Consider the following 11,964-nt stretch of genomic DNA (forward strand, 5'->3'; position numbering starts at 1 on the left):
GACGCGGACATCGCGGTCGCGCCCTTCGATTCGTCGCTGCTCGACGCCGCGATCGGCCTTGATCTCGTCTTTCCGCTCGACGCGAACGCGGGCGAGGCCGATTGCTGCGGCATGGAGCTTGGCGCCGCGCTTGCGCTGTACGAGGACGGCGAAACTCTGCGCCTGCACGACGCGCTCATCGACCTGTTCATCCGGCGGCCCAACGCGCGCGACCTGGAGCTTCCGCGCCTGCTCGAGGCGGAGGCGTTTTACCTCAACGCGCGCGCGCGCCGCGCCGCGTCCGGCGAGGACGACGCGTTCGAGCGCTTGCGCCGCGAATCGGGCGCGCCTAACAACGATGATCTCGTCGTGCGTTTCGCCAAGCCGATCTACAGCGACCTTTTGTCGCTTTATCCCGCATCGACGCGCCGGCCGCAGCAGTTGTTCCGGATGGCGTCGATCCTCTACGCACAGGAGTACGAGCCCGAGGCCCTGGCGCACTACGAACTGCTGATCGACGCAGATCCGAAAGGTCCGCTCGCGCGCAAGGCGCACATCGCGCGCGGGCGCATTTTCCTTCGCCTTTCCGATACCGCGAATGCGGCGGACGAATTCGCCCGCGTGTACGAGGACGCCGCCGCCGCGGATGCGGAGCGATTTGCCGCCGCGCTCGGCATCGCCGTCGCGCAATCGCGTATCGGCATGCACGAATCGGCGGCGCGCCTGTTTGACGAGGCGCTCGGCGTGGCGGGCGACCGGTCGAGGTTTGGCGAGGACAGCCTGTACGCCTATGGCGAGGCCATTCGCGCGCTCGGGCGCCGCGCTGCCGCGCGCGAGATTTTCGCGGAACTGATCGCGCGCTTTCCGGAGACGGATTATCGCCTCGTCTCGTGGTTTCGCATCGCGCAGATGCACCAGGACGACGGCGACGCGGGCGACGCGCTCGCCATTTTCCACGCGCTGGTCCGCCGCGCGCCGGACAGCGAATGGGGTCTCGCGTCATCGGTCGCGATCGCGCGGGCGGCCGTCGCCGCGGCGCCCGGGACCGTGCCGGAAGAAGCCGCGCGCCAGTACGGGCGCGCGATGACAAGCGAGTTGTTCCCGGAGATCGCACACGACGCGCAGTTCGAATACGCCCGGATGCTCGCGGACGCGGGCCGCACCGCCGACGCGCTCGACGCCGTGCATCGGCATCTGACGCAGGCGCTCGACGCGAAGCGGCTGCGGCGCGGGCTCGATCTCATGGCGACGGTGTTCGAGGCGTTCGCCGGGGATGCCTACGCTCGCGGCGAGTTCGACCGGCTTGCGAATGCGTTCGCGGAGATTGTGCCGTTTGTCTTCAATCACCGCATGTCCGCGGACACGTTCGACCGCGTGGCGTGGGCGCTCGAGGAGGGGCTTTACCTTTCGAGCCTGCGCGTGCTGGCGGTGTCGAAAACCGCCGTTCGCCTTTTTTCCGAGCGCGCGGAGCTGGCTCGCGCGCGCGCGCTCGACGCAACCGGCGACCACGATGGCGCGCTTGTCATCTTCGAGACGCTCGCGAAAACCGAAAAAGGCCATGTGGGCCGCCAGGCGGCGATCGAGCTTGTCCGCGCGGCCGCGCGCGACGCGAACGATCTGCGCGTTGTCGCGATGTCGGAAAAGGCGCTTGCCCTGCCGCATCCGCCGGCCGATCGCGCCGAGCTTCTGATCCTGCGTTCGCGCGCGGGGCAGAACGTGGGCGATTCGGTCGCGAGCGCCGAGGGCTTCCGCCAGGCGGTCGATCTGCTCTTGCCCGCGGATACCTCGCGCGAGCGGCGCTTGGCCGCCGACGCGCTCTTTGGCCTTGGCACGACGCTGTATGAGTCGGGCCGAGGCGGCGCCGCGCGTCCCGTGCTCGAGGCGGCGGTCGGCGCGTTTCCGGACGATCCGCGCGCGGGGCTGGCGTCGCTGTATCTGGAAAGCGAGGGCGCCAAGGTTCCCGCGCCGGTCGGCGATCCGTACTGGAGCGATCTGACAAAACGCATGACGCAACACCGCGACTTCATGCGCGAGCTTAACGCGCGAATGAAGGAGGGATGATATGGGCGCCGACGCCGCGCACGCGGGCGAGGAACTTCGTCTTCTGCTCGAGGCTTTCGAACGCTTTTCCGGAGCGGGCGAGGCCGTTTCGCGATCCTACGAGGAACTGACCGCGAAAATCGACGAGTTGAATCTGCAACTCGAGGAGAAAAACCGCGAGCTTGCCGACAACCTCGCCGAGAAGGAGCGCTTGTCGACGTGGCTTGCGAGCGTGCTCGAAAGCCTCGGCACGGGCGTTCTCGTGGTCGATCGCGAGGGCGTCGTCGAGATGGCCAACCGCGCCGCCGCGCTGCTCCTTTCGCCCGGCGGCGAGGCGCTCGCGAATCGCCCGCTGGTCGAGGCGGTCGGCGGCCCGGCGCACATCGCCGATTTGATGGACGATCTTCTCGCCGCGCGGCGCCGCACCCGCGAGCGTGAGTTCGAAACCAACGCCGGCGGCGCGCGCCGCGTGCTGCGCGCGAGCTGCCATCCGATGATCGGCGGCGGCGCGGCCGGCAGCCGCGTGGTGCTCATCTCCGACATCACCTCCGAGGCGGACATCCGCCACGAGAACGAGCGCACCGGGCGTCTCGCCGCCATGGGCGAGATGGCCGTGCAGATCGTCCACCAGGTGCGCAACCCCATGGGTTCCATCGAGCTTGTCGCGAGCCTGCTTTCCCGTGATCTCGCGGGCGATCCGGACAAGCGCCAGATGGTCGAGCGCATCCGGTCGGGCATCCGCAGCATGAACCACTTCATCGACAACCTGCTGGCCTTCGCGCGCGACACGCAGCCGAGCGCCGAGCCGGTGCGCCTGCCGGTGCTGCTCGCGGAATGCCTCGGCTATTTCACGCATCTCACCGAGGCGCAGGGCGTCGCCGTGGCGCACGACTATCCCGACGAGCTTGCGCCGATCGACGCCGATCCGAACCTGCTGAAGCAGGTGTTCATGAACCTGATCCTGAACGCCGTGCAGGCCATGCCGGAAGGCGGCGCGCTTTCACTTTCGATCGAGCAAGGGCGGCGCGCGGATTTCGCCACCGGCGGCGAGGCCGACTATACGCGCGTGAGCGTCCGCGACACCGGCTGCGGCATCGAGCCGGAAACGCGCGCGAAGATCTTTCATCCGTTCTTCTCGACGAAGGAGCGCGGCACGGGCCTTGGCCTCGCGCTCGCGCACAACATCGTCAAAGCCCACGGCGGCTCCATCGACATCGAATCCGAGCCGGGCCGCGGGTCGTGCTTCACCGTCAACCTTCCACGCCGGCGCGCCGGCGCCACGGAGGCCGCATGAGTTACGAGGGATGCGTGCTCGTCGCCGACGACGAGCCCAACATGCGCGAGGCGCTCGACCTCACGCTTTCGCGCATGGGCTTTTCCGTGCACCTCGCGTCCGACGGGCACGAGGCCATCGCCAAGCTGCACGGCCCGGACGCCTATCGCCTGATGGTGACGGACGTGAACATGCCGCGTGCCACCGGCATGGATGTCTTGCGCGAGGCGCAGAAGCTGCGCCCGGAGATGCCGTGCGTCGTCATTACGGGGTTCGGCACGATTCAAAATGCCGTCGAGGCCATGAAGCTCGGCGCGTCGGATTACATCGTCAAGCCGTTCAACGCGGACGCGCTCGAAGCCGCGATCGGAAAACATCTGGACGACGCACGCCCCTCGGCCGCGACGCAGCTCGCCGCCAAGGGGGATCGCCCGCTTCTGACGCGGTCGCCGAACATGATCCGCATCCTCAAGATCGCGGAGAATATCGCCCGCACCGACGCGACGGTGCTGATCGAGGGCGAAAGCGGCACGGGCAAGGAGTTGCTCGCGCTGCACATCCATCGCAACAGCCCGCGCAAGAATCGGCCGTTCGTGGCGGTGAACTGCGCGGCGGTGCCGGAGCAGCTCCTGGAAAGCGAGCTGTTCGGCCACGAGAAGGGGAGCTTCACCGGCGCGGTCACGTCCAAAAAGGGCAAATTCGAAATGGCCGACGGCGGCACTATCCTGCTCGACGAGATCGGCGAGATGGACCCTGTGCTCCAGAGCAAGCTGCTGCGCGTATTGCAGGAGCGCGAGGTGGACCGCGTCGGCGGCAACGGCCCCAAGGCGATCGACGTGCGCGTCGTGTGCACGACCAACGCGAACCTGCCCAAGCTCGTCGCCGACGGCAAATTCCGCGAGGATCTTTTCTATCGGCTGAACGTCATTCCCTTGACGCTTCCGCCGCTGCGCGATCGTCAAGGTGATGTCACTTTCCTCGCCGAGCACTTCGTCACGCACTTCGCGCGCAAGTACGAACGCGGCGACATGGCGATCGATGAGCCGACGCGGCGCGAGCTCGAATCGTTCGCCTGGAAGGGCAACGTGCGTGAACTGTCGAACACGATCGAGCGCGCGGTGCTTCTGACCGAAGGCCGCGCGATTACCCGCGACAGCCTGACAATTGTGCAAAATCGCGCATTTACGCCCGCTCACCGCGCGGACGACGGCCTTGCGGTCGCCCCGGGAACGAGCATCCGCGACATGGAAAAGCGTCTGATCCTCGCCACGCTCGACGACATGGGCGGAAATCGCACCAAAGCCGCGAAAACGCTGGGGATTTCTATCCGAACCCTGCGCAACAAGCTGCACGAATACGGCTACGCCAGCGGCGGGGACGACGCGGACGAGGCGGAGGAAGTTGCCGTCTAGCGGGCAAAAACGGCCGGCGAGCACCGGAAAAGCGCCGGCGGGCAACTTACAAATCTACAGCGAAATCAGGTAGTTAACGATGCGAACCGCGTGGCACATCGATTGCTCAAACAAAAAGACGGACGGAAAGAACCGTTCGGAGCCAATTCAGGAGCTGTCGATGGGCTTTTACAACATCATGGCGATCGGGGCCTCGGGGCTTTCGGCGCAGCGTCTCCGGATGGAGGTCGCAAGCTCGAATCTCTCGAACGCCAACACGACGAGCAAGACGGGAAAGACGTACCGTCGCCTGGTGCCGATCTTCAAGGCGGTCGGCAATGGCAATGATTTTGCATCCGCTATCGACGAACAACGAAAGCTCTACGAGGTCATGGTGGACAAGGTGGTCGAGGACAAGCGCGATCCCATCGAGGTTTACGAGCCGGATCACCCGGACGCGAACGCCGAGGGCTACGTGCGTTATCCGAACATCAACCCGTCCGAGGAGATGGTGGGGCTCATGTCCGCGGCGCGCGGATACGAGGCAAATCTCACCGCGATCAACGCGGCCAAGGAGATGGCCAAAAAAGCGCTCGAGCTGGCGAGGTAAACGATGAAAGACATCACGCTCGCATCCCGGCTTCAATCGCTTCAGCCCATCGACCTGACGCGCAAGAACGAAATCGAAAAGGCCGACAAGGCCGAAGGCGCTCCGAACTTCGCCGACGTTTTGAAAAAGGCGATCGAAGACGTCTCCGGCATCGAGAAGGAAGCGGATAAGGTGGTCGAGGCGCTCGCCGCCGGAAGCAGCGACAACATCCACGAGGCGATGATTGCGTTGCAGAAAGCGGACCTGTCGTTTCGTACCATGATGGAAATCCGCGACAAGCTCTTGTCGGCGTACAAAGAAATCATGCGGATATCCGTGTGAGAAAGCCGCCTTTATAGGCGGCCGCCGCGTTCGGGGGGACTATGGCGGACCGTCAGCCGATGCTCGCGCAGCTTCAAAATCTCTTTTCGGGGCTGTCGTGGGGCAAGAAAATCAGCTTCGCGATCTTCCTGGCGCTTGGCGTCGGGCTGTTCCTGGGCGTCGTCAAGTTCGCCGGGCAGCCGCAGTTTCGCCTGCTCTATTCCGATCTCGCCGCCGAGGATCTTTCGGCGATCGTTGAAAAGCTCAAGACGGACCGCGTGCCGTACCAGATCGGCGCCGCCGGCGATTCGATATCCGTCCCCGAGGACCGCTTCTACGAAACCAGGATGGCGCTTGCCACCGACGGCCTGCCGCGCGGCGGGTCGATGGGTTTTGAGATCTTCGACCGCAAGTCCGCGGGCATGACGGAGTTCGAGCAGCGCATCAACTTCCTTCGCGCGATGCAAGGCGAGCTTGAGCGCACCATCTCGCAGATCGCCGCGATCGACCGCGCGCGCGTGCATGTCGCCATCCCGAAGGAAACGCTCTTCAAGGAAGACAAGCGCGACGCGACCGCGTCGGTCATCGTCAAGCTGAAGCCCAACGCCAGGCTGACGGAAGAGGAGATCGACGGCATCGCGAACCTGGTCGCGGGCAGCGTGGACGGCCTGGACGCCGGCAACGTCAATCTGATGGACCAGCGCGGCAAGATTCTCACGCAGGGCAAGCGCGAGGATGTGGCCGGCCCGGTCAACCCCGCGATGATCGACTATCAGCGCCGGCTCGAAATGAACCTCGAAAACCGCATTCACGAATTGCTGGCGCGCGTGGTCGGGCCGGAAAAGGTCAGCACCAAGGTGACGGCGATGCTCGATTTCCGCCAGGTGACGAAGGTCGAGGAGGTTTACGATCCGGACAGCCAGGTGGCGCGCAGCGAACATCTCACCAACGAGTCCAACACGGGCACCGAGGAATCGACCGCGGGCGGCGCGCCGGGCATCGACGCGAACGTGCCGAACGACTCCTACAACGAAGGTAGCCGGAACTCGTCGGCCGCGGAGAAAAAACGCGAGACGATCAACTACGAAATCAGCAAGGTGACAAGCCAGATCAGCGAGCCGGTCGGCGAGATCAAGCGCCTTTCGGTCGCCGTGATGGTCGACGGCACGTACGCCGCGGTCGAGGAAGACGGCAAGACGACGAAGACCTACGTCAAACGCACGCCGGAAGAGATGGCGACGATCACGGAGCTCGTCAAGAAGGCGATCGGTTTCAACGAGACGCGCGGCGACCAGCTCGAAGTGGCCAACGTCGCCTTCCAGTCCGAATTCGAGGAGCCGAATTTCGACGAAGGCGGCGTCACGGCCGACCTCGTGCGCACGATCGTGAACTACGTGCTCTACGGCGTGCTCCTTCTGATCGTCGCGATCATGGGCTTGCGTCTCGTGCGCTTCCTGACCGCGGGACCGGCGCCGGCGGAGCTGACCGAGTTTGCCGGCATGTTGCCCGCGGGGCTCGACGAGATGGAGCGCCGCCTGTCCGGCGGCGCGGAAACCTCGCGCCTTCGCTTGCCGGCGGGCGATGACGGCGACGAGGCGCCGCGCGAGCCCGGCGAGTCGGAGCGCGACCGCATGAAAAAGCTCTCCGATCAGCGAAAGCTTCTGATCGATAACGCCAGCAAGGATCAAAAGGCCGTGACGCTGATGGTCCGCAAGTGGTTGAAGGAGCAGATCTGATGTCGCTCCATGCCGACAATTTCGGGCACGACCTTTCCGGGCCGCAGAAGGCCGCGGCCCTGCTGATGTTCCTCGGCGAGGAGGTATCCGCCGAGGTGATGAAAAACCTCGACGACGAGGAGATTCACCAGGTGGTGAAAACCATCGCCGCCATGGGCGACGTCACGCCCGAGCTGATGGACAAGGTGCTGACCGAATTCAACCACCGCGTCATCGCCGAAGGCTACATGTCCGAGGTCGGAAAGGACTTCGTGGAAAAGGTCATCTCCAAGGCGCTGCCGCAAACGCGCGCGAAGGATTTTCTGAAGCGCCTCTATTACGTCGAGCGCCTGGAGGACCTGAAAAAATACGACGCGCGCACGATCTTCAACCTCATCCACAAGGAACACCCGCAGGTGATCGCGTTCATCTGCTCGCACCTGACGACCGGCCAGACGACGGAAATCATCAGCCGCCTGCCCGAGCAGATGCAATACGAGGTCATCGTGCGCGTCGCGCGCATGGACCAGGTGATCCCCGGAACGATGGAAGAGGTCGTCGATTCGCTCATCAAGGATATCTCGACCTACCGCGTCGGCACCTCCGAGAACACCGGCGGCGTGAAGCCCGCGGCCGAGATCATCAACACGATGAAAAAGAGCGAAGCCAACGAGATCATGCGCAAGATCGAGGAAGAGGATCCCGAGCTCGCCGAGGGCATCGGCCAGCACATGTTCGTCTTCGAGGACATGCTGCACGTGGACGACAAGGGCATCCAGACCATTCTGAAGGAGGTCGCCAACGACGACCTCGTCATCTCGCTGAAGGTCGCCAGCGAGGACGTGAAGGCGAAGATCTTCAAGAACATCAGCTCGCGCGCCGCGCAGATGATCCAGGAAGACATCGACGCGCGCGGCCCCATGCGCCTGTCCGACGTCGAAAAGGCGCAGAACGTCATCATCCGCGTCGCCCGCAAGCTCGAGCAGGAAGGCCGCATCGTGGTCTCCGGCCGCGGCGGCGACGACGTGTTCGTCTAGGCGCGCGCATGAAAACCTTCGTCCGCTCGAAATTTCTCGAAGCCAAATCGGAATCCGTGGCCCGGCGTGAAGATTTCCGCGCCGTCGATTTCGAGGGACGCGCGCGCGCCACGCTCGACGCGGCCATCGCGCGCGGCGCCCGGATCGAGCGCGACGCGTATCACGAGGGATTCGCGCAAGGCGAAAAAGCCGGCCGCGAGATGGGCCGCCAGCAGATGCAACCGGCGATCGAGAACCTCGGCCGGATGATCGAGGAGCTTGCCGGCGCGCGCGAGGCCATGCTGCGCGCGATGGAAGGCAAGATCGCCCGGCTCGCGATCGACGCCGCGGAACGCATCGTCAAACGCAAGATCGAAGAAGACGACACCATCGTCGCCGATGTCGTGCGCGCGGCGATCGACGAGGCGATCGACCGCGGCTGCCTGATCGTGCGCGTCGCGCCGCAGGAAGAAAAAATCGTCGCCGAGCTTCGCCCGGAACTTTTGCAATTGAGCGGCGTGGACGACGTGCGCGTCGTTGCCGACCCGAATGTGTCGCCGGGCGGCTGTCTCATCGAAACCGAATCGGGCCTCGTGGACGCGCGCGTCGGGACCGCCGCCGCCGAGCTCGCCACGCTGTTTTCGACGTGATGCAGGACCTCGCCGACCTCGCCCCGTGGCATGACCGGCTCGACGGGCTGGAACTCGTCAAGGTGAGCGGTTACGTGCGCAAGATCGCCGGCACCGTCATCGAGGCGTCCGGCCCGCGCGCGGCCGTCGGAAGCATCTGCCGCATCTTTCCGCGCGACGAAGAAGGCCGCGAGGGCGCGCCTTTGCCAGCGGAGGTCGTGGGGTTCGACGGCTCGCGCGTCATGCTGATGCCGCTTCACGACATGCGCGGCGTGTTGCCGGGAAGCCGCGTGGAGCGCGTGCGTTCCCGGCCCGTCGTCCGCATCGGGCGCGACATGCTCGGCCGCGTCCTTTCCGGGCTCTCCGAACCGCTCGACGGCAAGCCCGCGCCGGTCGGCGACCGCGACATGCCGCTGTACGGATCGCCCGTCAACCCGATGCACCGCCGGCGCATCGGCGAGGTGCTCGATGTCGGCGTGCGTTCGATCAACGCGACGCTCACCGTCGGGCTGGGGCAGAAAGTCGGCATCTTCGCGGGATCGGGCGTCGGCAAATCCGTGCTGCTCGGCATGATCGCGCGCTACACGAACGCGGACGTCAACGTCATCGCGCTCATCGGCGAGCGTGGCCGCGAGCTGCGCGAGTTCCTCGAGCGCGACCTCGGGCCCGATGGCCTCGCGCGCAGCGTGGTGGTCGCCGCGACCTCCGATCGCACGCCCCTGCAACGCATTCGCGCGGCGTATCTCGCGACGACGATCGCCGAATATTTCCGCGATTCGGGCGCGCGCGTGCTCCTCATGATGGATTCGCTGACGCGCCTGGCGATGGCGCGGCGCGAGGTGGGGCTTGCCGTCGGCGAGCCGCCAACCGCCAAGGGCTACACGCCAAGCGTGTTTTCGCTCATGCCGTCGGTGCTCGAGCGCGTCGGCAACGGGCAGGGCGACGGCGGCATCACGGGCATCTACACCGTGCTTGTCGAGGGCGACGACATGAACGACCCGATCGCCGACGCGGCGCGCTCGATCCTCGACGGCCATATCGTGCTCTCGCGAAAGCTCGCCGCGCGCAACCATTTTCCCGCAGTGGATATCCTCGCGAGCGCAAGCCGCTGCATGAGCGACATTGCGGGCGCGGAGCATCGCCGGCTGGCCGGACGGATGCGCGAGCTGCTCGCGGTGTACGAGGAGGCTGAGGACCTCGTGAACATCGGCGCGTACGTCAAGGGCGCGAATCCGCGCGTGGACGAGGCCCTGGCCGCGATCGCCGACATCCGCGCGTTTTTGCGCCAGGACGTGGACGAGCGCGCCGATTTTCCGCGAACCCTGAAAGGCCTTGTCGCCGCGCTGCGCGGCGCGCCGGAACAACGGAGCGCGAAATGAAAAAGGGCTTCCCGCTGGCCGCCGTCTTGCGCGTGCGTTCGCTTCGCGAAACGATCGAACAGCGCGAGCTCGCCCGCGTGGTGCGGACCGCCAACGAGCTTCGCGACGAAATCGAACAGATCGACGCGCGCCTTTCGCGCGACGCCGGCACGCGCAACGTCCTGCGCAACGCGGCCTTCGACCCGCAAACCGACATGCTGTTCTTTCAGCACATGGAACGCCTGGCCCGGCGCCGCGCCGAACTGGCCGGCCATCTCGCGCGCGTTGAACGCGGCGTGGAGGATCAGCGGGCGATCATGATGGAGACGCGCAAGGACCGCCAGGCGATGGACGCGCTGAAAACGCGCTTTGACGAACAGGAAACCTTCCGCGAAGCGCGCGAGGAAAATCTGCGCCTTTCGGAAATCGCGATCATGCGCCACGGGCGCGGGGAAAACCTCGGATGAATTGGGAATTGCGGGCGCTCGCCCTCGGGTCCATTCGGTCCATTCGGTCCATGATGTCCATTGGGTTCCTTGCGGACGCCAAGGGAGTTCACTGATGCGTCATTCAAAGTCCGCGCGCGGTCATCGCGTGCACGTCAACAGGCTCTGCCGCAAGGGAACGGTTCGCTCCGGCGCGCGGCGTCGCATCACGCCGGCCGCCCCGCGTGACGCGGCGGTCGCACCGCCGCCGCCGCGCGAAGGGCGCATGATGGGTAACGACGAGACGCGCGGACCTTCGCGCGCCTCGTCGAGATGATGGGGGATGAAATGAAACCGTGTTCCGGAGACGGGGAGATCCTTCGCTTCGCTCAGGATGACAAGGCGCGATCGATTTCGGATTTCGAATTTCGGATTTCGGATTGGAACCACGATCGTCAGGGAGCGGATATGCCGAACTGGGGTTCGGCGTTCCCAGGCCGGAACCACGACCGTCAGGGAGTGGGCGCCGGATTTCTTGTCGCCACGCTTTGCGTCGTTTTCCTGTCGGTCGCCGCCTGGCCCGCGCTTGTCCTGGCCGCCGATGACGACACGGCCGACGATGACGCGGCCGCGGACGCGCTCGCGGAGCAGGAAGTCGATGACGTCGCCGTCATTGCTGCGCGGGAAGAGTCGCGTTCGTTTCTCGAGGCGGAGCGCGCGGCGATCGAACGCGAGCGCGAATCGCTGGCGCGCCTGCGCACACAGGTGAAAAAGGAAATCGACGAGCTGCTCGCGCTGGAAGCGCGCATCGACGCGCAACTCAAGGCGCGCGAATTGGCGCAGGACGACAAGGTGAAAAAGCTCGTGAAGGTCTATTCGGCCATGCGCGCCGACGATGTCGCGCCGCTTTTAAGCGCGCTTGACGAGGATCTCGCGCTGCGCGTGCTCTACGGCATGAAGGCGAAAAAACAGGCCGAGCTGCTCGCGCGCATGACGCCCGAGCGCGCGGCGCGCATCGCGGACCGGATCATGGCCGTCGATTTCTGATTTTTACCGCAAAGGCGCGAAGAAAACGCAAAGAGCGCAAAGGAACCCCTTGTTCCTTTGCGCTCTTTGCGCTTCTTTTGCGTCTTCGCGGCGATTGATTCAGCAGCCGCAGCCGCCATCGTCGTCGTCGTCATCCCCGCCGCCGCCGCCGTCGCCGTCATTGTCGTTGTCCGCCGTGTCG

General features: G+C 65.4%; 11 protein-coding genes. All 11 read left to right on the plus strand.

Going from position 1 to position 11,964, the window contains the following annotated elements; genetic code table 11:
* The coding region (locus K8I61_06560; GenBank protein ID MBZ0271679.1) for a tetratricopeptide repeat protein at positions 1-2,040 on the plus strand (2,040 nt) is incomplete at its 5' end.
* A gap of 1 nt (position 2,041) precedes the next feature.
* Entirely contained in the window at positions 2,042-3,313 is a 1,272-nt protein-coding gene (locus tag K8I61_06565; protein ID MBZ0271680.1) for a PAS domain-containing protein, read from the plus strand.
* Positions 3,310-4,704 (plus strand): sigma-54 dependent transcriptional regulator, encoded by a 1,395-nt coding sequence (locus K8I61_06570; GenBank protein ID MBZ0271681.1) that lies wholly within the window; start codon positions 3,310-3,312, stop codon positions 4,702-4,704. Before K8I61_06565 ends, K8I61_06570 begins: the two co-directional genes overlap by 4 nt.
* Before the next feature lie 160 nt (positions 4,705-4,864).
* Complete coding sequence (gene flgC, locus K8I61_06575; protein ID MBZ0271682.1) at positions 4,865-5,293, plus strand: flagellar basal body rod protein FlgC; 429 nt, start codon at positions 4,865-4,867, stop codon at positions 5,291-5,293.
* A gap of 3 nt (positions 5,294-5,296) precedes the next feature.
* A complete protein-coding gene (gene fliE, locus K8I61_06580; GenBank protein ID MBZ0271683.1) occupies positions 5,297-5,614 on the plus strand; it encodes a flagellar hook-basal body complex protein FliE in 318 nt (105 codons plus the stop codon).
* Between the two features lie 41 nt (positions 5,615-5,655).
* Complete coding sequence (gene fliF, locus K8I61_06585; protein ID MBZ0271684.1) at positions 5,656-7,329, plus strand: flagellar M-ring protein FliF; 1,674 nt, start codon at positions 5,656-5,658, stop codon at positions 7,327-7,329.
* Entirely contained in the window at positions 7,329-8,345 is a 1,017-nt protein-coding gene (fliG, locus tag K8I61_06590; GenBank protein MBZ0271685.1) for a flagellar motor switch protein FliG, read from the plus strand. The genes fliF and fliG overlap by 1 nt, the downstream gene beginning before the upstream one ends.
* Positions 8,346-8,353: 8 nt before the next feature.
* A complete protein-coding gene (locus K8I61_06595; protein MBZ0271686.1) occupies positions 8,354-8,974 on the plus strand; it encodes a hypothetical protein in 621 nt (206 codons plus the stop codon).
* Positions 8,974-10,332, plus strand: coding sequence for a FliI/YscN family ATPase (locus K8I61_06600; protein ID MBZ0271687.1), 1,359 nt, complete (start codon positions 8,974-8,976; stop codon positions 10,330-10,332). Before K8I61_06595 ends, K8I61_06600 begins: the two co-directional genes overlap by 1 nt.
* Positions 10,329-10,778, plus strand: a complete 450-nt coding sequence (locus tag K8I61_06605; protein MBZ0271688.1) for a hypothetical protein — start codon at positions 10,329-10,331, stop codon at positions 10,776-10,778. The genes K8I61_06600 and K8I61_06605 overlap by 4 nt, the downstream gene beginning before the upstream one ends.
* Positions 10,779-11,204: 426 nt before the next feature.
* Positions 11,205-11,783: a hypothetical protein gene (locus tag K8I61_06610; protein MBZ0271689.1), complete on the plus strand. Its 579-nt coding sequence runs from the start codon at positions 11,205-11,207 to the stop codon at positions 11,781-11,783.
* Positions 11,784-11,964: the final 181 nt, after the last annotated feature.

The sequence above is a fragment of the bacterium genome (genome assembly GCA_019912885.1).
Classification (GTDB): domain Bacteria; phylum Lernaellota; class Lernaellaia; order JACKCT01; family JACKCT01; genus JAIOHV01.

Excerpts from the sequence above, each read along its gene's own strand:
- K8I61_06565 (MBZ0271680.1), top strand. The coding sequence starts at position 2,042 with ATGGGCGCCGACGCCGCGCACGCGGGCGAGGAACTTCGTCTTCTGCTC.
- fliF (MBZ0271684.1), top strand. The coding sequence starts at position 5,656 with ATGGCGGACCGTCAGCCGATGCTCGCGCAGCTTCAAAATCTCTTTTCG.
- K8I61_06610 (MBZ0271689.1), top strand. The coding sequence starts at position 11,205 with ATGCCGAACTGGGGTTCGGCGTTCCCAGGCCGGAACCACGACCGTCAG.
- K8I61_06600 (MBZ0271687.1), top strand. The coding sequence starts at position 8,974 with ATGCAGGACCTCGCCGACCTCGCCCCGTGGCATGACCGGCTCGACGGG.
- flgC (MBZ0271682.1), top strand. The coding sequence starts at position 4,865 with ATGGGCTTTTACAACATCATGGCGATCGGGGCCTCGGGGCTTTCGGCG.
- K8I61_06595 (MBZ0271686.1), top strand. The coding sequence starts at position 8,354 with ATGAAAACCTTCGTCCGCTCGAAATTTCTCGAAGCCAAATCGGAATCC.
- K8I61_06605 (MBZ0271688.1), top strand. The coding sequence starts at position 10,329 with ATGAAAAAGGGCTTCCCGCTGGCCGCCGTCTTGCGCGTGCGTTCGCTT.
- fliE (MBZ0271683.1), top strand. The coding sequence starts at position 5,297 with ATGAAAGACATCACGCTCGCATCCCGGCTTCAATCGCTTCAGCCCATC.
- K8I61_06570 (MBZ0271681.1), top strand. The coding sequence starts at position 3,310 with ATGAGTTACGAGGGATGCGTGCTCGTCGCCGACGACGAGCCCAACATG.
- fliG (MBZ0271685.1), top strand. The coding sequence starts at position 7,329 with ATGTCGCTCCATGCCGACAATTTCGGGCACGACCTTTCCGGGCCGCAG.